The sequence below is a fragment of the Pseudomonas sp. 3MA1 genome (genome assembly GCF_029237275.1).
Taxonomy (GTDB): domain Bacteria; phylum Pseudomonadota; class Gammaproteobacteria; order Pseudomonadales; family Pseudomonadaceae; genus Aquipseudomonas; species Aquipseudomonas fluorescens_AP.
The window spans coordinates 17,840-38,799 of sequence record NZ_JAACFX010000004.1 but is presented as its reverse complement, the minus strand read 5'-3'; the positions used below and the strand labels follow the sequence as shown (position 1 = coordinate 38,799).

Here is a 20,960-nt window from a genome sequence, read left to right as displayed (position 1 = left end):
GGTCTTGGCCTTGAATCGGACGCCGGGATGCCATGCGGTGGATAAAAAAAGCGAGAGATTCTTCTGAATCCCTCGCTCTCAACCAAGCGTAGGCGCTGTAGGTAAGGCCGTCGAATCGGCCAGGTGCAATTTATTTCCGGGTGCCGCCCAGGGCACCGGTCAGGCCGCCCAATACACCACCCAGGCTGCCGTTGACACTGGTTCCGGCCGAAGCGCTGCCGCTGGCACTGGCTCCGACATTCAGGCCACCGAGCAGGCCGCCGCTGGGGGCGGTACCGCCGTTGACCAGGCCACCGACCGAGGCCACGGTTCCGCCCAGGGCGCCAAGTGTGCCGCCCAGGGCAGTGCCTACCTGGTTGCCTGTGCTGTTGCCGGCAAGGGTGCTGCCCACGTTGCTGACCGCGCCTCCCACTTGACCCAGCAGGCTGCCGGCTTGAGTACCCAGTCCGGTGGCTGCGCCGACCTGCTGAGTCAGGCCGGTGACCGAGCTGGTGACCGGGTTCAGCGCCGAGCCCAGGCTCACTCCGACACTGGCCAGCGGGGCGGTGACCACCAGATTGGGTGTGCCGCTGCCGCCCAGGGCACCGCCTACCGAGGCGATCAGGCCGCCAACCGCGCCGCCGGTGACAGCGCCCGCACTGACCGTGCCGTTGCTGTTTCCTGTATTCACACCGTTGCTCAGGTTGGCCACGGCACCGCCGACGGTTTCCAGCAGGCCGTTGTTGCCGACGCTTCCTCCAGTACCGGAACCGCTGCCTGAGGCGCCCAGGTAGCCACCGGCCTTGCCCACGGCGTTGCTGGTATTGCTCAGGGCATTGCCCAGCAGGTCGGTCACGGGGTTGCCATCGCCGGAGTCGCTGACCGCGTTGCCGGAGCTGTCCACCGCCTGGGCCACGCCGTTGAGCAGGCCTTTGACCGGGGCGCCGAGCCCTGTCGCGCTGCCGACTTTGCCCGTCGCCCCTTCCGCCAGGCTGACCACGGGCACCAGCACCTTGTCGCCCACGCCGTCGGTCAGGGTGCCCACCGGGCCGTTGCTGGTGACTGTGCTCAAGGTATTGCCGAGCATGGTCACTCGGGCGCCGACGCCACCGACCACCGGCGCCACCCGAGTCACCACGCCTCCTACCAGTGGAACACTCTGGGTCGTGGCGGCCAGTTTGCCGCTGAGGTCGGTGACCCCGGTGCCGACATCGCCGACGACGTTGCCCACGGTAGCGGTGGTTTTACTCAGGGCCTTGGGATCGCTGCCCAGCTTGCCGAGGCCGCCGGTCAAACCCTGGCCTACGGTATCCACCACGTTGCCCGCGGTGCTGACCGCGCTTTGTGCGACGCCACCGACCAAGGGAACGGCTGCCAGGGAGGTCCCAAGCGTGCTGACATCCGTACCGACGCCACTGACGGTGGTGCCCAGGTCGGAGACGAGGCTGCTGGTCGTCAGGGTCCCGGTAGTGCCGCCGGTGCCACCTGTACCACCTGTGCCGCCGGTTCCGCCTCCAGTACCGCCAGTGCCACCTCCGCTACTGCCGCTGGTGCTGCTGGGAGATGAGCTGCTGCTACCTCCGCTCTTGTGACCGCCACCGCCGCTGCAGCCTGTCAGGCCGAGGGTCAGGATCAAGGCCAGTGCGGTACATGCTTTCCATCCAATCTGAGTGTTCATGATAGTTATCCCTGCACCTGTTACAACGTTCGTTGTCTTCGATAGTTCTCCAGTTCTTGTGCTGGAGATACTTTCGTCCGTTGCGTACATAAGAGGCGCAAGAAGAAACTTGAACAATTATGAACTTGGTATTAATGACTTGTATTTCGCTGTTTTTCTCCTGATAAGTAGTTAGTCTTAAAGTATGGGGTGCAGGGATTTGTTGTTTGAAAAAATGTTTTTAATCAAGGGTTTGTAATTTTCGGTTGAGTGTTTTTGTCGGGCGTTAAACTAAAGTTATATATATACAATTAATGGGTTTTATTTGAGCTGACGGCCAGGGGGCTGCAGTTTTTTTGCTGCTTAGTTGGCTTGGCAGACTTCCAGTTTGAGCCTGGCCTATAATGCGCGGCCGACATTTCCTTGGAGTCTGTGATGCCTGGTCCAGTCTGGTGGTTGCTGTGCCTGCCGTTCTTTGCCGGAGCCTTTCTGGCCCTGCAAGCCGGGATCAACGGTCAGTTGGCCAAGCAGGTCGGCGGGGTGCTGGGGGTGTTCTTCATCACCACCGCCGCATTTGCCGGGCCGCGGATCGGTGCCTTGCTGTTCATGGCACTGGTGCTGGCCGGCCAGTTGAGCATGGCCCTGGCCCTGGATCATTTTGGTTGGGTGGGGTTTCGCGAGGCACCGATCAGCCTCGGCAAGCTCGCCGGACTGCTGCTGATCGTCATTGGCGTGGTGCTGATTCGTCGAGGCTGAGCGCGCCTCAGGCGATCGGTTGCCAGCCGCCCTGCATGTGCAGCAGATCGCCGTTGCCCAGTAGTTGCAGCTCACCGCTGGAGCCCGCCGCGCTGGCCAGCAAGCGCACTTCACCGGGCAGCAGCAACGGTTTGCTGAATTGCACCGTCACCTCGATGTTGGCGGCCGGCAAGGTGTCGCTCAGGGCCGCCAGGGTTCGCGCCTTGTTCCACAGGCCATGGGCGATGGCTCTGGGGAAGCCGAACAGGCGGGCGCTCCAGGCGCTGAGATGAATCGGGTTGTAGTCGCCGCAAACCCGGGCGTAGCGCCGGCCGATATCGCTCTCGGCTCGCCAGCGGCTGACTTCGTTCAGGCCCACCCCGGAAATCGATGGCGGGACGCCGGGCTCGCCCGGCACGTGCGCGCCGCGACAGAGCATGCGGCTCTCGGCTTCCCAGAGGGGCCCCAGCTGATCGTCGACCGTGGTCACAAGATCGAACACCGCGCCCTTGGCGTGAGGTTGCAGGTTGCCCACCCGGACGGCGACTCGCACGCGGCTGACATTGCCCATGGGACGCAGAATGCGGATCCGGTTGGCCAGGTGAATCAGCCCCAAGAGGGGGAAAGGAAACGCCGGGTCGGTGAGCAACTGCATCTGCAACGGGAAGGCCAGCACATGGGGATAAGTGGCGGGCAGCAGACCGTTGTCGAGGTAACCGCACACCTGGCGGTAGGCCTCCAGCCGGCGCGGCTCCAGGCTGATCCAGCAGCGCAGGCCCTGCTCGGGCAACGGCGTGTTCTTGATCCCGCGTCGCAGGGCGGCCTTGAGAAACAGCGGCGCCAGGGAGGCGGGCAGGTTCAGTTCGTGCCAGTGGTTGCTCATCTTCAGGCTCCCAGGACGCTTTGGCCGCAGACCCGCAAGGCTTGTCCGCTGATCGCGCCACTGCCCGGCTGGGCCAGCCAGGCCACCGCCTCGGCGACATCCTGGGGCAGGCCGCCCTGGCCCAGGGAGCTCATGCGCCGCCCGGCCTCGCGCAGGGCGAAGGGCACCCTGGCGGTCATCTGCGTCTCGATGAAGCCCGGGGCCACGGCATTGATGCTGATGTCCCGCGGTTGCAGCGATGGCGCCCAGGACTGGGCCAGGCCGATCAGCCCGGCCTTGCTGGCGGCGTAGTTGGTCTGTCCGCGGTTGCCGGCAATGCCGCTGATGGAGGCCAGCAGGATCACCCGGCCGTGGTCGTGCAGGCGGCCGCTGTCGAGCAAGGCCTGGGTCAGCACCTGCGGGGCGTGGAGATTCACCGCCAGCACCGCATCCCAGAATTCCGCGGTCATGTTGGCCAGGGTCTTGTCCCGGGTGATGCCGGCGTTGTGCACCAGGATGTCGAGGCCGTCCGGCAGTTGTTCGAGCAACTGCGCCGGGGCGTCCGCGGCACAGATATCCAGGGTGATGGCCTGCCCGCCAAGTCGCGCGGCCAGGGCTTCCAGGTCGCTCTTGGCCTGGGGCACATCCAGCAGCAGCACCTGGGCGCCGTCACGGGCCAGGGTTTCGGCGATGGCCGCGCCAATGCCCCGGGCCGCGCCGGTGACCAGGGCCCTGCGCCCGGCCAGCGGGCGGCTCCAGTCCTGGACCTGGACGGCGCAGGGCTGCAAGCGCAGGACCTGTCCGCAAACGAACGCGCTCTTGGGCGACAGAAAGAAGCGCAGCGCCCCCTCCAACTGTTCCTCGGCACCCTGGCCGACATACAGCAATTGCAGGGTGGCGCCGTTGCGCAGCTCCTTGGCCAGGGAGCGGCTGAAACCCTCCAGGGCCCGCTGGGCGCTGGCGGCGAAGGGCGTATCGAGGGTTTCCGGGGCTCGTCCGAGGATCAGCAGGTGGGCGCAGGGCTCGAGGCTTCTCAGCAGCGGCTGGAAGAACTCCCGCAGTTGCTTGAGCTGATCGGTATGGCGCACTTCGCTGGCATCGAACACCACCGCCTTGAGCCGGGGGCCATGGCCGGGAATCCACGGCGTGGCCAGGGCCGGATCGCAGCCGTAGCTGTAGATCGAATCGGTCAGGCGCGGGGCCAGGCGGCTCACCTGCTGCGCCAGGGGACCGCCGCCTACCAGCAAGGCGCCCTCGATGGGGCGCAGGCGTCCGGCCTGCCAGCGTTCCAGGCGGACCGGCGACGGCAGGCCAAGGGCGCCCACCAGGCGATGGCCGATGGATGAATTGGCGAAGTCGATATAACGGTCGGACATGGAACGCACTCCATTGGCTGGGGTTCAAAGTGTGGACCATGAATGGCTCCGAGTCGTTCGATCAGCCAGAAGCCTCCTACGCTAGAGGCGGACCTACTCAGCGCAGTCGCACTTACAGCACAGGGGGCTTTCCATGACACAACGGCATCGCGTGGCGATTATCGGCGGTAACCGCATCCCCTTTGCCCGTTCCAACGGGCCCTATGCCACGGCCAGCAACCAGGCCATGCTCACCGCCGCCCTCGAAGGCCTGATCGAGCGCTACAACCTGCACGGCCTGCGTATCGGCGAAGTGGCGGCCGGGGCCGTGCTCAAGCACTCCCGGGATTTCAACCTGACCCGCGAATGCGTGCTGGGCTCGCGGCTGGCGCCCACCACCCCGGCCTACGACATCCAGCAAGCCTGTGGCACCGGTCTGGAAGCGGCGTTGCTGGTGGCCAACAAGATTGCCCTGGGGCAGATCGACTGCGGCATCGCCGGTGGCGTCGACACCACTTCGGACGCTCCGATCGGGGTCAACGAGGGGTTGCGGCAGATCCTGCTGCAAGCCAATCGGGCCAGGAGCCTCGGCGACAAGCTGAAGAGCCTCCTGCAACTGCGACCCCATCACCTCAAGCCGGAACTGCCGCGCAATGGCGAACCGCGCACCGGCCTGTCCATGGGCGAGCACTGCGAACAGATGGCCAAGACCTGGAGCATCGGCCGTGGCGAGCAGGACCAGCTGGCCCTGGAAAGCCACCAGAAAATGGCCGCGGCCTATGCCGAAGGCTGGCATGACGATCTGCTCACCCCCTTTCTCGGCCTGACCCGGGACAACAACCTGCGCCCGGACCTGAGCCTGGAAAAACTCGCCAGCCTCAAGCCGGCCTTCGACCACAGCGGCCAGGGCACCCTCACCGCCGGCAACTCCACGCCGCTGACCGATGGCGCCTCCCTGGTGCTGCTGGGCAGTGAGCAATGGGCCCAGGAGCGCGGCCTGCCGATCCTGGCCTACCTGCGCGACGGCGAGGCGGCGGCGGTGGACTTCGTCCAGGGCGCCGAAGGGCTGTTGATGGCGCCGGTGTACGCCGTGCCGCGCTTGCTGGCGCGCAACGGCCTGAGCCTGCAGGACTTCGATTACTACGAGATCCACGAAGCCTTTGCCGCTCAGGTGCTGTGCACCCTCAAGGCCTGGGAAGACCCGCAGTACTGCAAGACCCGCCTGGGCCTGGAGGCGCCCCTGGGGCCCATCGATCGCGCCCGGCTCAACCTCAAAGGCAGCTCCCTGGCGGCGGGGCACCCGTTTGCCGCCACTGGCGGGCGCATTGTCGCCAACCTGGCGAAGTTGCTGAGTGTGGCGGGGCGGGGCCGCGGCTTGATTTCCATCTGCGCGGCGGGTGGGCAGGGCGTGACGGCGATCATCGAACGCTGAAGTTCGTGGCATTCGCCGGCAAGCCGGCTCCTACAGAGAAATACCTCCAAACCGTAGGAGCCGGCTTGCCGGCGAAAGGGCCCTCAAGTCTTGAAGCGGCGCACCAGGGCGTCCAGCTCATTGGACAACCCCGCCAGGCTCTGGGAATCCAGGCGCGCCGAGTTGGCCAATTCGGCCACCAACTGCGCATCGCCATGGATCTGGCTGATGTGCCGGTTGATGTCCTCCGCCACCTGATGCTGTTCTTCGGCGGCGGTGGCGATCTGGGTGTTCATGTCGCGGATCACGTCCACCGATTCGCGGATCTGCCCGAAGCTGTTGCGCGCCAGGCCGATGCGGTTCACCGACTGCTGGGACACTTCCAGGCTGGCGTGCATCTGTTGGGTCACGGCGCTGGTGCGCTTGGCCAGGTTGCCCAGCAGCCCGTCGATCTCGGCGGTGGAGTCGGCGGTGCGCTTGGCCAGGGCCCGTACTTCATCGGCCACCACGGCAAAGCCGCGACCCTGCTCGCCGGCCCGGGCGGCTTCGATGGCGGCGTTGAGGGCCAGCAGGTTGGTCTGCTCGGCGATCGAGCGGATGGTGCCGAGGATCGACTGGATATCGGTGCTGTCGCGTTCCAGCTGTTGCATCGATTGCGCCGACTGTTCGATCTCCTGGCTCAGGCGGTCGACGCTGTGCACCGCGTCGTCGATCTGTTGCTGGCCTTCCCGGGCCTGGCGCTGGCCACTGTCCGCCGACTCGGCGGCCTGGCTGCAGGAACGGGCCACTTCGTTGGCCGTGGCGACCATTTCGTGGAACGCGGTGGACACCATGTCCACGGCTTCGCGCTGGCGTCCGGCGGCTTCGGCCATGTCGCTGGAGACCCGGGTCGAGGACTGGGAGGTGGCGAGAATCTTCTGCGCCGCCTGGCCAATGTGCTGGATCAGGCTGCGGATCGCCGACAGGAACTGGTTGAACCAGTTGGCCAGCTGCGCGGTTTCGTCGTTGCCGCGGATGTTCAGGTTCTGGGTCAGGTCGCCTTCGCCCTGGGCAATGCCTTCCAGGCCGCTGGCCACGCCGCGGATCGGGCGCACGATGAGGCTGGCGAAGCTGGCGCCGAACACCGCGAACAGCACGGCCAGGACCCCGGCGATCACGGCGATGATCCAGGTCAGCTGGGTCGCCGAGCCCATGACTTCGCTCTGCTTGATCAGGCCGATGAAGGTCCAGCCCAGTTGCTCGGAAGGCCAGACGTTGGCCATGTAGTGCTCGCCGCCCAGCTCCACTTGCACCAGGCCCTTGCCGGTCTTGGCCAGTTGCTCGTATCCGCCGCCGAGGCTGGCCAGGGCCTTGAAGTTGTGCTCCGGCTGCTTGGGATCGACCAGCACCGTGCCGTTGTTTTCCATCAGCATCAGGTAGCCGGATTCGCCCAGCTTGATCTGCTTGACGATCTCGGTGAGCTGCTTGAGCGAAACGTCGACCGCGACCACGCCGCCCTGTGGGCCCAACTGGTTGGCCAGGGAGCGCACGGTGCTGACCAGCACCGCATCGTCCGGGGCCCAGTAGTAGGCATCGGTGCGCAGGGTCTTGCCCGGGCTGGCCAGCGCGGCTTTGTACCAGGGGCGCACGCGGGGGTCGTAGTTGGCCAGCTTCAGGTCGGCGGGCCAGGAGACGTAGCCGCCGTTGCTCACGCCATAGGACACATAGGCATAGGCCGGGTGGCTGGCGGCCATGGCGGCGAACAGGTCGAAGATGCGTTTGTCCTGCTCGCCTTCCGGAACCTTGGCGGCATCGGCGCTCATCCAGGTCTTGAGGTTGTCACCGGCCTGGGTCAGCAACGGTTGCGCCGCCAGGTAATCGATGTTCTGGCTGATGCCTTCGAAGAACAGCTGCATGGCGTTGGCCACTTGGCGGATCTCGCGGCCGCTGCCGTCGACGAAAGTGTGTTGCGCTTCGCTGCGCAGGTTGATCACCACCAGCGTGGCTACCAGCACCACGGGCAGGCAGGCAATGACGGCGAAGGCCCAGGTCAGTTTCTGTTTGATATTCATCCGCGCTCCAGTTTCTTGTATGACCACGATGTGCAGGCGACTCGCGGACTATTGGCAGCTTGTGAGGTGGCGCTGATTGTCGTCCCTGTGGCTGATGTCGAACCGCGGGCAATCGAACCTTGGCCGGCGGCTGACGTCTTTATTGGATTGTCGGACAAACTCCCTGTCTCTCTGAGGGCTTCGGCTGGCGCCGAGCAATATTGAGTCGACGACGGAAAAAAACTTGTCGTGGCGCACCGGCGGCGAGGGTGGGCCAAGACGCGGGTTCAATGCCGCTGCCGGACGCTGGCCGCTGCAGTCTTGGCTATGATCGTTGGCGGCGTCGCTGGATTGATCTGGCACATTGAGTGCATTGCTGTCGCTCGGTGCTCGGCGGCCCTTTCCCGTGGTGGGAGGATTGCCGTATAACGAGTGACTTTCGCGTGTTTGGTAACAAGGGACCCACAATAAAAGCTGATGAAGACTCCAAAACGCATTGAACCCCTGATCGAAGACGGTCTGGTAGACGAGGTGCTGCGCCCACTCATGAGTGGTAAAGAGGCAGCTGTGTATGTGGTGCGCTGCGGCAACGAGCTACGTTGCGCCAAGGTCTACAAGGAGGCGAATAAACGCAGTTTCCGTCAGGCGGCGGAGTATCAGGAAGGGCGCAAGGTGCGCAACAGCCGTCAGGCTCGGGCCATGGCCAAGGGCTCGAAGTTCGGGCGCAAGGAGACCGAAGACGCTTGGCAGAACGCCGAAGTGGCGGCGCTGTTCCGCCTGGCCAACGCCGGGGTGCGGGTGCCCAAGCCGTTCGACTTTCTCGAAGGCGTGCTGCTGATGGAGCTGGTGGCCGACGAGTACGGCGATGCGGCGCCGCGGCTCAACGATGTGGTGCTGGAACCGGACCAGGCCCGTGAATATCACGCCTTCCTGATTTCCCAGATCGTGCTGATGTTGTGTACCGGGCTGGTGCACGGTGACCTGTCCGAGTTCAACGTGCTGCTGACGCCGGATGGTCCGGTGATCATCGACCTGCCCCAGGCGGTGGACGCGGCGGGCAACAACCACGCGTTCAGCATGCTGGAGCGGGACGTGGGCAACATGGCGTCCTACTTCGGGCGTTTCGCCCCGGAACTCAAGCGCACCCGTTATGCCAAGGAAATGTGGGCCTTGTACGAGGCCGGCACCTTGCACCCGGGCAGTGTGCTGACCGGCGAGTTCGACGACCCCGAGGAGCTGGCGGATGTCGGCAGTGTGATCCGCGAGATCGAAGCGGCACGTCTCGACGAAGAGCGCCGCCAGGCCGTGCGGGCGGCGGATGATGCGCCGCCCGGCCAATCCGCAGAACCACCGCCTCCGCCCTGGATGCAGTGATGGAATAAAAAATCCGGCCATGGCCGGATTTTTTATTCCTGCAAACTACCTGGCACCTTGTAGCCGCTGCCGCAGGCTGCGCACGGCCCGAAGGGACGCGAGGATCTTGAGGGCGCCGAGGCTTTGCAAGGGATCGCCAAGCAAGGCCCTGCGGGCCTTTTCGCAGCCTCGCCAGGGCTCGGCAGCGGCTACAGAGATCGCTTCTTGCAAATACTCAGGACCCGCAACAACTGCCCGAAGCCAGCTCCTTGAGGATCGGACAGTCCGGACGCTGGTCGCCGTGACAGTGCTCCACCAGGTCCTGCAGGGTGTCGCGCAACCCCGCCAGCTCGCGGATCTTGCGGTTCAGCTCATCGATATGCTGGCGCGCCAGGGCCTTTACATCGGCGCTGGCCCGCTGCCGGTCCTGCCACAGGGTCAGCAGCTTGCCCACTTCCTCCAGGGAAAAGCCCAGGTCGCGAGAGCGCTTGATGAAGGCCAGGCTGTGCAGGTCTTCCTCGCCATACAGGCGATAGCCGCTGTCACTGCGGTGGGCCGGCTTGAGCAGGCCGATGGACTCGTAGTAACGGATCATCTTGGCGCTCAGGCCGCTCTTGCGCGCCGCTTGGCCGATGTTCATTCGGCGTTCTCCAGGTCTTTGGGTTTCCAGGTTTTCAACAGTAGCGCATTGCTCACCACGCTGACGCTGGACAGGGCCATGGCCGCCCCGGCCAGCACCGGGTTGAGCAGGCCGAAGGCGGCCAGCGGGATGCCGATCAGGTTGTAGACGAAGGCCCAGAACAGGTTCTGGCGGATCTTTGCGTAGGTCTTGCGGCTGATCTCCAGGGCCGCCGGGATCAAGCGCGGATCGCCGCGCATCAGGGTGATGCCCGCCGCGTGCATGGCCACGTCGGTGCCGCCGCCCATGGCAATGCCGATGTCGGCCGCGGCCAGGGCCGGGGCGTCGTTGATGCCGTCGCCGACCATGGCCACCACGCCGGTCTTTTTCAGCGCCGTCACCGTGGCGGCCTTGTCCGCCGGCAGCACTTCGGCGTGCACATCGTCGATGCCCAGGGCATCGGCGACGACCTTGGCGCTGCCACGGTTGTCGCCGGTCAGCAGGTGGCTGCTGATCTGCCGCGCGCGCAGTTGCTGTACCGCCTGCAAGGCGCCGGGCTTGAGGGTGTCGCCAAAGGCGAACAGGCCCAGCACCCGGGCTTGCGGGCGCTGTTCGATCAGCCAGGACAGGGTCCGGCCCTGATGCTCCCAGTCCTTGGCCACCTGGGCCAGGCCGCCCGGGTTCAGGCCGCATTCTTCCAGCAGGCGGCGGTTACCCAGGGCCAGTTGGCGGCCGTCCAGGGTGCCGGCGATGCCGCGCCCGGTCAGGGACTGGCTGGCGCTGACATCGGCCACCGGCAGTTGGCGTTCCTGGCACAGGTCCAGCACCGCCTTGGCCAGGGGATGTTCACTGCCGCGCTGCAGGGCGCCGGCCAGTTGCAGCAGGCTGTTGTCGTCGCCTTCCACCGCCTGCATATGGGCGATGCGTGGGGTGCCGGAAGTCAGGGTGCCGGTCTTGTCGAAGACCACCGCGCTGACCTCGTGGGCCCGCTCCAGGGCTTCGGCATCCTTGATCAGGATGCCGTGGCGGGCGGCCACGCCGGTGCCGGCCATGATCGCCGTGGGCGTGGCCAGGCCCAGGGCGCAAGGGCAGGCGATCACCAGCACCGCCACCGCATTGATCACCGCGGTTTCCAGGGGCGCGCCGTACAGCCACCAGCCCACCAGGGTGATCAGCGCCAGCACCAGCACGGTGGGCACGAACACCTGGCTGACCTTGTCCACCAGCTTCTGGATCGGCGCCTTGCCGGCCTGGGCGTCTTCAACCAGGCGAATGATCCGCGCCAGCACGGTTTCCGCGCCGAGGGCCAGGGTGCGCACCAGCAGGCGGCCTTCGCCGTTGATGGCGCCACCGGTGACCTTGTCCCCGGGCTGTTTGGGCACCGGCAGGCTTTCACCGCTGATCAGCGCTTCGTCGGCGTGGCTCTGGCCTTCGATGACTTCGCCGTCCACCGGGAAGCGCTCGCCGGGCTTGACCAGTACCAGGTCGCCCAGGCGCAGGGCGCTGATGGCCACTTCCTGCTCGCGCCCATCGATGACCTGGATCGCCCGCTCCGGACGCAGGGCCTCCAGGGCGCGGATGGCGCTGGCGGTCTGGCGCTTGGCGCGGCTCTCCAGGTACTTGCCCAGCAGCACCAGGGCGATCACCACCGCCGAGGCTTCGAAGTACAGGTGCGGCATGCTGCCCGCGGCGGCCGTGGCCCATTCATACAGGCTCAGGCCATAACCGGCGCTGGTGCCCAGGGCCACCAGCAGGTCCATGTTGCCGCTGCCGGCGCGCACGGCTTTCCAGGCGGCGACATAAAAGCGCGCGCCGAAGATGAACTGCACCGGGGTGGCCAGGGCGAACTGGGCCCAGGCCGGGAGCATCCAGTGCAGGCCGAAGGGTTGCACCAGCATCGGCAGCACCAGGGGCAGGGCCAGGAGGATCGCCAGCGCCAGGCTCCAGCGTTCGCGGCGCAGCGGCTGTTGTTGCTCGTCGCCCTGCTTCTGCTCGGCCTGCCACAGACTGGCGCAGTAGCCGGCCTGGGTCACGGCGTTGATCAGCAGCGCCGGGTCGACCTGGCCCAGCAGCTCGACGTGGGCGCGCTCGGTGGCCAGGTTGACGCTGGCGCTGCGCACCCCGGCAACCTTGTTCAAGGCGCGCTCGACGCGACCGGCGCAGGTCGCGCAGGTCATGCCGCCGATGGTCAATTCGACGGTGTGCACCGGCACGCTGTAACCGGCATTTTCCACCGCTTGCAGCAGCGCCGGCAGGCTGTCCCCGGGGGCCTCGACCCGGGCCTGTTCCGTGGCCAGGTTGACGCTCACCGCGCGGATACCGGCGACCTTGCCCAGGGCTCGCTCGACACGGCCGGCGCAGCTGGCGCAGGTCATGCCGGCAATCGGCAGGTCGAAGGTGGTTGATTCAGGCATGGCTGATACTCCCTGTAAATGTGCCCCACAGGATCAACCTTGCCATGCAGGCAAGGTCAAGCGGGCATTGCCAGGGTGCTTCATTTTGTCCCAGGGGGCGGTTGCAGCACGCCTTGCGCGGTCCGGCGCAAGGCATGGCGGGAGGCGGGGTGTCAGTATTCCAGGGCGGCGGGCTTGAGGTACATGCCCGAGGCATTGCTGGCGATGCGGAACTTCAGTACATCGCCGGCCCGCAGACTGATGTCCTGGGAACCCGGGGCCAGCATGCCGGGGTTGCAGCCCGGCGCCTGGCCCGGCAGCAGTTTCAGGCGCACCGACACCTTGCCCGGCGGCAGGTTGAAGGAGGCGCTCTGCTCCTGGAACAGCCGGCCGGCGAGCTGGTCCTGAAGGTACAGACCGATCTCGCAGGAGGTGGCGACTTCCAGCCGCTCCCGGGAAATGATCAGGACGCCGTAGTCTTCTCCGGCGGCCAGGGCCGGCGGCGCTGCCGCGAACAGACCAAGGAGGCCGACGAGGCTGAAAGTGGACCAGCGCATGGCTGAATCTCCTGCTGTGATGTCGTAAGACGTGCAGCTTGGCGGAGCGCGGCGCCGATTTCCAGCCCGGCAGATCAATCCGCAACTTGACCTTGCCACTGTGGCAAGGACAAGACTGCGTGCACCTCAACACAGGAGAAGCGTGATGCAAGTATTCAACGTTCAAGGCATGTCCTGCGGTCACTGCGTGCGGGCCATCACTCAGGCCTTGCAAAGCAAGGATCCGGCGGCCACGGTGCGGGTCGATCTGGCGGCCAAGGAAGTGGGGGTCGAGAGTCGCCTGTCCAACGAAGAGGTGATCAGCCTGATCAGTGAGGAAGGCTATGCGGTCCAGGTTGCCTGAGCCTTTTTAATAGTTAGCGACCTATCGGAATGTTCAAGGCGTCCAAGCGCGGCTAGACTGTGCGCCCGCTGACTTACGCTCGCCTGGATGCCATGAACCTGCGCACAATCCTGATTCTCGGTGCCTTGAGTGCCTTCGGCCCTCTGGCCATCGACTTCTATCTGCCGGCCTTCCCCTCGATGGCCCTGGCTTTCGGCACCGATGAAAAACACGTCCAACTGACCCTGGCGGCCTATTTCCTCGGCCTGTCCATCGGTCAGCTGGCCTATGGCCCGGTGGCCGACCGCTTTGGCCGGCGCCTGCCGTTGCTGGTCGGGGTTGGCCTGTTCACCCTGGCGTCGCTGGCCTGCGCCTATGCGCCGAACCTGGAATGGCTGATCGGCGCGCGCTTCGTCCAGGCCCTGGGCGGTTGCGCCGGGATGGTGATTTCCCGCGCGGTGGTCAGCGACAAATGTGACGCGGTGGGCTCGGCCAAGGTGTTCTCCCAACTGATGCTGGTGATGGGCCTGGCGCCGATTCTGGCGCCAATGCTCGGCGGCTTGCTGGTCAATCTGTACGGCTGGCAGTCGATCTTCATCATGCTCACGGTGTTCAGCGCCCTGTCGGGATTGGCGGTGGCCCTGGGCCTGCCGGAAAGCATGCCGGCCACGCGCCCGCGCCTGCCCTTGTCCGGAGCACTGCGCCAGTACGGCCTGCTGCTGGCGGACCGGGTCTTTCTCGGTCATGCCCTGACCGGCGGCATCGCCATTGCCGGGATGTTTTCCTACATCGCCGGTTCACCCTTTGTCTTTATCAAGCTCTACGGCGTGCCGGCGGAGCACTTTGGCTGGTTCTTCGGGATCAATGCCGGGGGCTTCATCCTGGTGGCGCAGGTCAATGCGCGGCTGCTGGCCAAGCGCGGCCCGGCCTTCCTGCTGGCCCGCACGGTATGGATCTACCTGGCCGCGGGCCTGACCCTGCTGGGCATCAGTGCCTTGCACACCAGCGCGCTCTGGCCGCTGCTACTGCCGTTGTTCGTGTGCATCGCCAGCCTGGGCTGCATCATTCCCAACGCCGCGGCCTGCGCCATGAACGGCCAGGGCGCGCGGGCCGGCAGCGCCTCGGCGATGCTCGGTTGCCTGCAGTTCAGCGTGGCGGCGGGCGCTGCCTATCTGGTGGGTGTGTTGCACGATGGCAGCGCCATGCCGATGGCCATGGTCATCTGCCTGTGCGGTGTTCTGGCGGTGAGCATGGCGGTCATGACCCGGCGTTTGCAGAATGCCCGGGCCTTGAAAGCCGCCGAGCTCTGAGTCAGCCGACGGCGCGCTGACTTTGGGGAATCTGGTGAGGGGCTTGCAAGCGGGCTTGCAGGGTCTGGGTAAACGCCCGGGCCTCGGCTTCACTGCGGAACGTCACCGCGTGCTGGTCGAGACGGACCTGCCATTGGGAGCCTTGAGGGTGTGCCAATTCTTTTATCAGGATCTTCATTGCTGACCTCCTAGCGCTAAAAGAGTGCGGTGCAAGGGTTGGCAGTGTAGACCCGAATACGGTCACAAATATGACCGAAATCAACTCTCGGACTGACGGCGGCCATCGGGCTTTTGTGCGCGATGGCCGCCGTGCGTTCAGCCCTTAGAAACCTTCCAGAACGATCTTGCCCTTGGCCGTGCCGCTTTCCAGCAAGGCATGGGCGCGGCGCAGGTTGGCCGCGTTGATCTGGCCGAAATGCTCGCCCAGCGTGGTCTTCAAGGTGCCAGCATCGATCAGCTCGGCGACCTTGTTGAGCAGTACGTGCTGCTCTTGCATGTCGGCGGTTTCGAACAGCGAGCGGGTGTACATGAACTCCCAGTGCAGCGACAGGCTCTTGCGCTTGAGCTTGGTCACGTCGAGGCTTTTCGGGTCGTCGATCAAGGCCAGCTTGCCCTGGGGCGCCAGGGCTTCCACCAACTCATCGAGGTGGGCGTCGGTCTGGGTCAGGCTGGCGACGTGGGTCACCTGATTGATGCCGATGCGCTTGAGCTCGGCGCTCAGGGGCTGGCTGTGATCCACCACCGCGTGGGCGCCCAGCTCGCGGACCCAGGCCTGGGTCTGTTCGCGCGAGGCACTGCCGATCACCTTGAGGCCGGTGAGTTGCCGGGCCAGTTGGGTGAGGATCGAACCGACCCCGCCGGCGGCGCCGACGATCAGCAGGCTCTGGCCCTTGTCAGCGGCTTCCTGGCTGATCTGCAGGCGTTCGAACAGCAGCTCCCAGGCGGTGATCGCGGTCAGTGGCAGGGCTGCGGCGGCGGCGAAATCCAGGCTCTTGGGCATATGGCCGACGATCCGTTCATCCACCGTGTGCAGTTCGCTGTTGCCCCCGGCCCGGGCGATGGAGCCGGCGTAGAACACCCGGTCGCCGACCTTGAACAGGCTGACCTCGCTGCCCACGGCCTTGACCACCCCGGCCACGTCCCAGCCCAGCACCTTGGCCGCGCCGCCTTCGGGCTGGACGTTCTGGCGGACCTTGGTGTCCACCGGGTTGACCGAGATGGCCTTGACCTGAACCAGCAGGTCGCGGGGGCCGGCGATCGGCTCCGGCAGTTCGATGTCTTGCAGGGACTTGGGGTCGTCGATGGGGAGGGATGCGTAGTAGGCGATGGCTTTCATGCTGAATTCCTGTTGAGTGCAGAGAGAGGGTCAGACGATCAGTTGCAGGCGCTTGAGTTCGAAGTGTTCGATCGCCTCGCGGGTCTGGGCGATGAAGTGCTGGAAATGCGCGGTGTTGTTGTGAAACTCCAGGGCGGCTTCATCGTCCCAGCGCTCCAGCACGTAGAAGGTGCCCGGCTGCGCGGCGTCCTCATGCAGCTGGTAGTACTGGCAGCCGGCTTCGGCGCGGCTGGGCAGGACCAGGGCGCTGAGTTCGCGCTTGAGAACGTCTTGCTGCTGGGGCTTGGCGATCAGCGTCGCAATCGCGGTAAAGGCTTGGGACATGGGGTTTACCTCAGGGGAGTCAGGCGACGGGGCAAATAATTGGCTATTTATCCTGAAGATAAAACCGGCTAAAAGAGCAGTCTCCTTCAATATTTTTTTGATAATCCGGAAATACACCCATGCTGCGATTCGATGACCTGCAGTTGTTCGTGCGTGCCGCCGATCTGGGCAGCCTGTCGGCGGCGGCCCGGGTCATGGACCTGTCGCCTGCGGTGGCCAGCGCCGCCCTCAAGCGCATTGAAGAACACCTGGGCGCGCGCCTGCTGGCCCGCTCGACCCGCAGCCTGCGCCTGACCGCCGAGGGCGAGGGCTTTCTGGAATACGCCCGCGCCGCCTTGAGCAATCTGGATGAAGGACGGCGCCTGTTGGCCAGCGGCCAGGATCAGGTCAGCGGGGTGTTGCAACTGTCGGCGCCTTCGGACTTTGGCCGCAACCTGCTGTTGCCCTGGCTCGACGAGTTTCAGCGCGCCTACCCCAAGCTCAGCGTGCGCCTGCTGCTGGGGGACCGCATCGCCGACCTGTTCCGCCAGCCGGTGGACATCGCCCTGCGTTACGGCGAGCCGGAAGATTCGAGCCTGGTGGCGCTGCCGATCGCCCCGGACAACTGCCGGGTGCTGTGCGCCGCTCCCAGCTACCTGGCCCGGCACGGCGAGCCGCGCCAGCTGGAACAACTGGCCCAGCACAACTGCCTGTTGTACATGCTCGACAGCCGGGCCCACGACCTCTGGAGCTTTTTTGACGGCAAGCGCGAGGTGAGCCTGACCGTCAGTGGCGACCGCTTGAGCGACGATGCCGATGTGGTGCGGCGCTGGGCCGTGGCCGGCGAGGGGATTGCCTACAAGTCCTGGCTGGACGTGGCCGGCGATGTGCTCGCCGGTCGCCTGCAGATCCTGCTGCCGGAGCTGCGCTGCGAAGGCGCGTCGCTGAACCTGCTGTGCACCCATCGCGCGCACCTGAGCAAACCGGTGAAACTGCTGCGCGATTTGCTGCAGGAGCGTTGTGCCCAGATCAGCGCCCGCCGCCCCTAGGCGCGGGCCTGCCTGCTGACCCCGGCGCCGCGCCTGCGGCGTCGCTGCCTGACGCGAACAGGTCGCCCTCAGCCATCCGTCCCGGCCTCGATCCCGCACACTCGGGCGGTCCAGCATTCAACCGGGGGAACGGGCATGGCCATACAGGGATACAGCGCCGCTGAGCGCCTGGAACGATTACCCATCAGCGGTTATCACCGCGTGATCTTCATCATCATCGCCCTGGCGTTTTTCTTCGACTCCATGGACCTGGCGATGATGACCTTCCTCCTCGGCTCGATCAAAACCGAGTTCGGCCTGAGTTCGGCCCAGGCAGGTCTTTTGGCCAGCTCCAGCTTCTTCGGCATGGTGCTCGGTGCTTCGCTGTCGGGCATGCTCGCCGACCGTTTCGGGCGCAAGCCGGTGTTCCAGTGGAGCATCGTGCTCTGGGGCGTGGCCAGCTACCTGTGTTCCACCGCCCAGAGCGTGGACAGCCTGACCCTGTTCCGGGTGTTGCTGGGGATCGGCATGGGCATGGAGTTTCCCATCGCCCAATCGATGCTTTCGGAGATGATTCCGGCGCAGCGCCGTGGGCGCTACATCGCCCTGATGGACGGCTTCTGGCCCCTGGGTTTCGTGGCGGCCGGGGTGCTGTCGTACTTTCTGTTGCCACTGATCGGCTGGCGCGACATCTTCCTGGTGCTGGCGATTCCGGCGGTGTTCGTGCTGGTGATCCGCTTCTTCATTCCCGAGTCGCCGCGCTGGCTGGAACAGGCCGGGCGGCATGCCGATGCCGACCGCGTGCTGGGTGAAATCGAGAACAAGGTGCGGGCTTCCCTGGGCGGTGCTGCGTTGCCGGAGCCGGTGCGCCTGCCACGCATCGACAGTGCGCCGGGGCATTTTTTCTCCGCGCTGAAACAGATCTGGTCGCCCCTGTACCGCCAGCGCACGATGATGATCTGGAGCCTGTGGTTCTTCGCCCTGCTGGGTTTCTACGGGCTGACTTCGTGGCTCAGCGCCTTGCTGCAAACATCCGGTTTTGCGGTGACCCAGTCGGTGTACTACACGGTGCTGATTTCCCTGGGTGGGATTCCCGGGTTCCTCATGGCCGCCTGGCTGGTGGAGCGCTGGGGACGCAAGCCGATGTGCATCGTGACCCTGCTTGGGGGCGGGATCATGGCGTTTTTCTACGGGCAGAGCGCGGTGTTTGGCGGCAACGTCGGGCTGCTGATCGGCACTGGCCTGCTGATGCAGTTCTTCCTGTTCGGCATGTGGGCGGTGCTCTACACCTATACACCCGAGCTGTACCCGACGTCGGCCCGAGCCACGGGTTCAGGCTTTGCTTCGGCCGTGGGCCGGATCGGTTCGCTGCTGGGGCCTTTGGTGACCGGGCTGGTGTTTCCCATCACCGGGCAGGGCGGGGTGTTTGCCTTGGGGGCGGCGTGCTTTGTGATGGCGGCGGGGGTGGTCTGGCTGTTCGGGATGGAGACCCGGGGCAAGACGCTGGAGGCCTTGAGCGAGGCGGGAGCTTGAGCTTCGCCGGCAAGCCGGCTCCTACACGCATCTGTAGGAGCCGGCTTGCCGGCGAAGGCCGTTACGGCTTGACCAGTCGCGCATCCAGGCTGTTCTGCGCCAGGCGCCGGGCCTGGTCCTGGGTCATGCCCAGGTCGGTGTACAGGGCGTGGAAGTTCTCGGTGACGTAGCCGCCGAAGTAGGCCGGGTCATCGGAGTTGACCGTGACCTTCACCCCGCGCTCAAGCATTTGCAGGATGTTGTGCTGGGACATGTGGTCGAACACGCAGAGCTTGGTGTTGGACAAGGGGCACACGGTCAGCGGGATCTGCTCGTCGATGATGCGCTGCATCAGCCGCTCGTCTTCGAAGGCGCGCACGCCGTGGTCGATGCGCTGGATCTTCAACAGGTCCAGGGCTTCCCAGATGTACTCCGGCGGGCCTTCTTCGCCGGCGTGGGCAACGGTGAGGAAGCCTTCGCTGCGGGCGCGGTCGAACACCCGCTGGAACTTGCTCGGCGGGTGGCCCATTTCCGAGCTGTCCAGGCCCACGGCGACGAAGGCATCGCGAAACGGCAGCGCCTGGTCGAGGGTCTTCTGCGCTTCTTCTTCGCTCAAGTGGCGCAAGAAGCTGAGGATCAGGCCGCTGGTGATGCCCAGTTGCTGTTCGCCGTCTTTCAGCGCGGCGGCGATGCCGTTGAGCACCACTTCGAACGGGATGCCACGGTCGGTGTGGGTCTGTGGATCGAAGAACGGCTCGGTGTGGATCACGTTCTGCTCTTTGCAGCGCAGCAGGTAGGCCCAGGTCAGGTCGTAGAAGTCCTGAGAGGTGCGCAGCACGTCCGCGCCCTGGTAATACAGGTCGAGAAATTCCTGCAGGTTGTTGAAGGCGTAGGCCTTGCGCAGGGTTTCGACATCGCTCCAGGGCAGGGCGATCTTGTTGCGTTCGGCCAGGGCGAACAGCAGTTCCGGTTCCAGGGAACCTTCCAGGTGCAGGTGCAACTCGGCCTTGGGCAAGGCGTTCAGCCAGTCATACATGGTGTTGTCTCATCAGGTGCAGGCGGGCGCTGCGAAGTGTGATGCGCTGCCGGGGCCGTGCCCTTCTCTGGGGAACTGGCGGCGGTTGTGGCGATCGCCAGGTTTTCACCGGGCCCGAAAAAGCCGCCATTCTACATCTGGCGGCGCCATTGTTCGGCAAAACCTGACCGAATGGGCGATCAGGCCTGTTCCAGCTCGCGGCGATAGGCGTAGGTATCGGCGAAGCGCGAGAGCAGGAATTGGGCGCAGGTGGTCACCGGGTACTTGGCTGGGTGCTCCGCGTCCTGGCAGCCGGGCAGGCATTCGATGCGGGTGTCCGGGTGCGGTTCGGCGAAAAACGGCATCGAGTAGCGGTCCACCCCCAGCGGGCTGATGACCCGGTGCGGAGTCGACATGTAACGGTCGTTGCTCCAGCGCGCCATCATGTCGCCGAGGTTGACCACGAAGCTGCCTTCAATGGGCGGCGCGTCGATCCATTGCCCCTGGACGTTGCGCACTTGCAAGCCACCGGCGGCGTCCTGGTAGAGCAGGGTGATGCAGCCATAGTCGGTATGGGCGCCGGCGCCTTGCTGTTCCGCGCTGCTGGCGGTGTGGCGTGGCGGGTAGTGGATCAGCCGCAGCACGCTGACCGGGTCGTGGAAGCGGCGGTCGAAGAAGTCGCGCTCGATGCCCAGGGCCAGGGTCATGGCCCGCAGCAGGGTCTGGGCCAGGGCCTGCATGTCCTGGTAGTGCTGCTCCATCAGGGCCTGCCAGCCGGGCAGGTCGGGGTGGCGGTTGGGGCCGCGCAGGGGCTTGTCCGCCAGCACCTCGGGATGCTCGGCGGGCAGGTGCAGGCCCATGTCGAAGGTTTCCTTGAGGTCGCTGGGCTTGCTCGGGTCCAGCTGCTCAGTGGCGATGGCGCCGTAGCCGCGATGGTGGCGGCTCTGGGTGATGTCGATCTTGAGTTTCTCGGCGCTGGGCAGGGCGAAGAAGTGCTTGGCCATGGCCAGCAATTGTTCGATGCGTTGCGCGCTGATCGGGTGGCCCTTGATGTAGAAGAAGCCCCACTCGCGACAGGCGCGGTCGATCTGCTGGGCGACGCTGTCCCAGCCTGGCTGCTCATCCTGATACAGCGGGCTGATGTCGATGATCGGCAGTTGGTTCATGAAAAGGCTCCCATCCG

At 65.5% G+C, this 20,960-nt stretch carries 19 protein-coding genes; 7 read left to right on the top strand and 12 right to left on the bottom strand.

Annotated elements, in window-relative coordinates; all coding sequences use genetic code 11:
* Window positions 1-130: 130 nt before the first annotated feature.
* Complete coding sequence (locus GWQ44_RS12745) at window positions 131-1,657, bottom strand: collagen-like triple helix repeat-containing protein (protein WP_103742162.1); 1,527 nt, start codon at window positions 1,655-1,657, stop codon at window positions 131-133.
* A gap of 414 nt (window positions 1,658-2,071) precedes the next feature.
* Between GWQ44_RS12745 and GWQ44_RS12740 the strand changes: the two genes are divergently transcribed.
* Window positions 2,072-2,392, top strand: coding sequence for a DMT family transporter (locus GWQ44_RS12740; RefSeq protein ID WP_275927491.1), 321 nt, complete (start codon window positions 2,072-2,074; stop codon window positions 2,390-2,392).
* A gap of 7 nt (window positions 2,393-2,399) precedes the next feature.
* On the opposite strand, the gene GWQ44_RS12735 is transcribed toward GWQ44_RS12740, so the two are convergent.
* Together GWQ44_RS12735 and GWQ44_RS12730 are read right to left on the bottom strand one after the other, a co-directional pair.
* Window positions 2,400-3,254, bottom strand: a complete 855-nt coding sequence (locus GWQ44_RS12735) for a MaoC/PaaZ C-terminal domain-containing protein (RefSeq protein WP_275927490.1) — start codon at window positions 3,252-3,254, stop codon at window positions 2,400-2,402.
* A gap of 2 nt (window positions 3,255-3,256) precedes the next feature.
* The gene (locus GWQ44_RS12730; protein ID WP_275927489.1) at window positions 3,257-4,609 is read right to left on the bottom strand and encodes a 3-oxoacyl-ACP reductase; all 1,353 of its coding nucleotides are present in this window, start codon (window positions 4,607-4,609) and stop codon (window positions 3,257-3,259) included.
* Between the two features lie 133 nt (window positions 4,610-4,742).
* On the opposite strand from GWQ44_RS12730, the gene GWQ44_RS12725 reads away from it, so the two are divergent.
* Entirely contained in the window at window positions 4,743-6,020 is a 1,278-nt protein-coding gene (locus tag GWQ44_RS12725; RefSeq protein ID WP_275927488.1) for an acetyl-CoA C-acetyltransferase, read from the top strand.
* Between the two features lie 83 nt (window positions 6,021-6,103).
* On the opposite strand, the gene GWQ44_RS12720 is transcribed toward GWQ44_RS12725, so the two are convergent.
* Window positions 6,104-8,050: a methyl-accepting chemotaxis protein gene (locus tag GWQ44_RS12720; RefSeq protein ID WP_113194319.1), complete on the bottom strand. Its 1,947-nt coding sequence runs from the start codon at window positions 8,048-8,050 to the stop codon at window positions 6,104-6,106.
* Between the two features lie 456 nt (window positions 8,051-8,506).
* Between GWQ44_RS12720 and GWQ44_RS12715 the strand changes: the two genes are divergently transcribed.
* Window positions 8,507-9,403, top strand: a complete 897-nt coding sequence (locus tag GWQ44_RS12715; protein ID WP_103741430.1) for a PA4780 family RIO1-like protein kinase — start codon at window positions 8,507-8,509, stop codon at window positions 9,401-9,403.
* A gap of 214 nt (window positions 9,404-9,617) precedes the next feature.
* On the opposite strand, the gene cueR is transcribed toward GWQ44_RS12715, so the two are convergent.
* The 3 genes from cueR to GWQ44_RS12700 all read right to left on the bottom strand — a co-directional run bounded on the left by cueR (window position 9,618) and on the right by GWQ44_RS12700 (window position 12,951).
* Window positions 9,618-10,022, bottom strand: a complete 405-nt coding sequence (gene cueR, locus GWQ44_RS12710; RefSeq protein ID WP_016965893.1) for a Cu(I)-responsive transcriptional regulator — start codon at window positions 10,020-10,022, stop codon at window positions 9,618-9,620.
* Window positions 10,019-12,415, bottom strand: a complete 2,397-nt coding sequence (locus tag GWQ44_RS12705) for a heavy metal translocating P-type ATPase (RefSeq protein ID WP_275927487.1) — start codon at window positions 12,413-12,415, stop codon at window positions 10,019-10,021. Before GWQ44_RS12705 ends, cueR begins: the two co-directional genes overlap by 4 nt.
* Window positions 12,416-12,567: 152 nt before the next feature.
* Window positions 12,568-12,951 carry a hypothetical protein gene (locus tag GWQ44_RS12700; RefSeq protein WP_016966707.1) on the bottom strand — a complete coding sequence of 128 codons (384 nt, stop codon included), beginning with the start codon at window positions 12,949-12,951 and terminating at the stop codon, window positions 12,568-12,570.
* Between the two features lie 145 nt (window positions 12,952-13,096).
* Here GWQ44_RS12700 and GWQ44_RS12695 point away from each other — a divergent pair, with 145 nt between their 5' ends.
* Entirely contained in the window at window positions 13,097-13,294 is a 198-nt protein-coding gene (locus GWQ44_RS12695; RefSeq protein ID WP_016966706.1) for a cation transporter, read from the top strand.
* A 92-nt stretch (window positions 13,295-13,386) separates the two neighbouring features.
* A complete protein-coding gene (locus GWQ44_RS12690) occupies window positions 13,387-14,583 on the top strand; it encodes a multidrug effflux MFS transporter (protein ID WP_020372547.1) in 1,197 nt (398 codons plus the stop codon).
* A gap of 1 nt (window position 14,584) precedes the next feature.
* Here GWQ44_RS12690 and GWQ44_RS12685 read toward each other — a convergent pair whose 3' ends face one another.
* The 3 genes from GWQ44_RS12685 to GWQ44_RS12675 form a co-directional block, all read right to left on the bottom strand.
* Window positions 14,585-14,761 (bottom strand): hypothetical protein, encoded by a 177-nt coding sequence (locus tag GWQ44_RS12685; protein ID WP_177435160.1) that lies wholly within the window; start codon window positions 14,759-14,761, stop codon window positions 14,585-14,587.
* A gap of 144 nt (window positions 14,762-14,905) precedes the next feature.
* Window positions 14,906-15,919 carry a zinc-binding alcohol dehydrogenase family protein gene (locus GWQ44_RS12680; RefSeq protein WP_016966703.1) on the bottom strand — a complete coding sequence of 338 codons (1,014 nt, stop codon included), beginning with the start codon at window positions 15,917-15,919 and terminating at the stop codon, window positions 14,906-14,908.
* Window positions 15,920-15,949: 30 nt separating this feature from the next.
* Window positions 15,950-16,243 (bottom strand): putative quinol monooxygenase, encoded by a 294-nt coding sequence (locus GWQ44_RS12675; RefSeq protein WP_016966702.1) that lies wholly within the window; start codon window positions 16,241-16,243, stop codon window positions 15,950-15,952.
* A 119-nt stretch (window positions 16,244-16,362) separates the two neighbouring features.
* Here GWQ44_RS12675 and GWQ44_RS12670 point away from each other — a divergent pair, with 119 nt between their 5' ends.
* Window positions 16,363-17,271 (top strand): LysR family transcriptional regulator, encoded by a 909-nt coding sequence (locus GWQ44_RS12670; protein WP_275927486.1) that lies wholly within the window; start codon window positions 16,363-16,365, stop codon window positions 17,269-17,271.
* Between the two features lie 135 nt (window positions 17,272-17,406).
* On the top strand, window positions 17,407-18,783 hold the full coding sequence (locus GWQ44_RS12665; RefSeq protein ID WP_275927485.1) for an MFS transporter: 1,377 nt from the start codon (window positions 17,407-17,409) through the stop codon (window positions 18,781-18,783).
* 61 nt (window positions 18,784-18,844) lie between these two features.
* On the opposite strand, the gene GWQ44_RS12660 is transcribed toward GWQ44_RS12665, so the two are convergent.
* Window positions 18,845-19,798 (bottom strand): adenosine deaminase, encoded by a 954-nt coding sequence (locus GWQ44_RS12660; protein ID WP_016966700.1) that lies wholly within the window; start codon window positions 19,796-19,798, stop codon window positions 18,845-18,847.
* Between the two features lie 179 nt (window positions 19,799-19,977).
* On the bottom strand, window positions 19,978-20,943 hold the full coding sequence (locus GWQ44_RS12655) for a 2-oxoglutarate and iron-dependent oxygenase domain-containing protein (protein WP_275927484.1): 966 nt from the start codon (window positions 20,941-20,943) through the stop codon (window positions 19,978-19,980).
* Window positions 20,944-20,960 lie beyond the last annotated feature (17 nt).

What these genes read in the sequence shown, in the direction of transcription:
- GWQ44_RS12745 (WP_103742162.1), bottom strand. Translation starts at nt 1,657, where the DNA reads ATGAACACTCAGATTGGATGGAAAGCATGTACCGCACTGGCCTTGATC.
- GWQ44_RS12740 (WP_275927491.1), top strand. Translation starts at nt 2,072, where the DNA reads ATGCCTGGTCCAGTCTGGTGGTTGCTGTGCCTGCCGTTCTTTGCCGGA.
- GWQ44_RS12735 (WP_275927490.1), bottom strand. Translation starts at nt 3,254, where the DNA reads ATGAGCAACCACTGGCACGAACTGAACCTGCCCGCCTCCCTGGCGCCG.
- GWQ44_RS12730 (WP_275927489.1), bottom strand. Translation starts at nt 4,609, where the DNA reads ATGTCCGACCGTTATATCGACTTCGCCAATTCATCCATCGGCCATCGC.
- GWQ44_RS12725 (WP_275927488.1), top strand. Translation starts at nt 4,743, where the DNA reads ATGACACAACGGCATCGCGTGGCGATTATCGGCGGTAACCGCATCCCC.
- GWQ44_RS12720 (WP_113194319.1), bottom strand. Translation starts at nt 8,050, where the DNA reads ATGAATATCAAACAGAAACTGACCTGGGCCTTCGCCGTCATTGCCTGC.
- GWQ44_RS12715 (WP_103741430.1), top strand. Translation starts at nt 8,507, where the DNA reads ATGAAGACTCCAAAACGCATTGAACCCCTGATCGAAGACGGTCTGGTA.
- cueR (WP_016965893.1), bottom strand. Translation starts at nt 10,022, where the DNA reads ATGAACATCGGCCAAGCGGCGCGCAAGAGCGGCCTGAGCGCCAAGATG.
- GWQ44_RS12705 (WP_275927487.1), bottom strand. Translation starts at nt 12,415, where the DNA reads ATGCCTGAATCAACCACCTTCGACCTGCCGATTGCCGGCATGACCTGC.
- GWQ44_RS12700 (WP_016966707.1), bottom strand. Translation starts at nt 12,951, where the DNA reads ATGCGCTGGTCCACTTTCAGCCTCGTCGGCCTCCTTGGTCTGTTCGCG.
- GWQ44_RS12695 (WP_016966706.1), top strand. Translation starts at nt 13,097, where the DNA reads ATGCAAGTATTCAACGTTCAAGGCATGTCCTGCGGTCACTGCGTGCGG.
- GWQ44_RS12690 (WP_020372547.1), top strand. Translation starts at nt 13,387, where the DNA reads ATGAACCTGCGCACAATCCTGATTCTCGGTGCCTTGAGTGCCTTCGGC.
- GWQ44_RS12685 (WP_177435160.1), bottom strand. Translation starts at nt 14,761, where the DNA reads ATGAAGATCCTGATAAAAGAATTGGCACACCCTCAAGGCTCCCAATGG.
- GWQ44_RS12680 (WP_016966703.1), bottom strand. Translation starts at nt 15,919, where the DNA reads ATGAAAGCCATCGCCTACTACGCATCCCTCCCCATCGACGACCCCAAG.
- GWQ44_RS12675 (WP_016966702.1), bottom strand. Translation starts at nt 16,243, where the DNA reads ATGTCCCAAGCCTTTACCGCGATTGCGACGCTGATCGCCAAGCCCCAG.
- GWQ44_RS12670 (WP_275927486.1), top strand. Translation starts at nt 16,363, where the DNA reads ATGCTGCGATTCGATGACCTGCAGTTGTTCGTGCGTGCCGCCGATCTG.
- GWQ44_RS12665 (WP_275927485.1), top strand. Translation starts at nt 17,407, where the DNA reads ATGGCCATACAGGGATACAGCGCCGCTGAGCGCCTGGAACGATTACCC.
- GWQ44_RS12660 (WP_016966700.1), bottom strand. Translation starts at nt 19,798, where the DNA reads ATGTATGACTGGCTGAACGCCTTGCCCAAGGCCGAGTTGCACCTGCAC.
- GWQ44_RS12655 (WP_275927484.1), bottom strand. Translation starts at nt 20,943, where the DNA reads ATGAACCAACTGCCGATCATCGACATCAGCCCGCTGTATCAGGATGAG.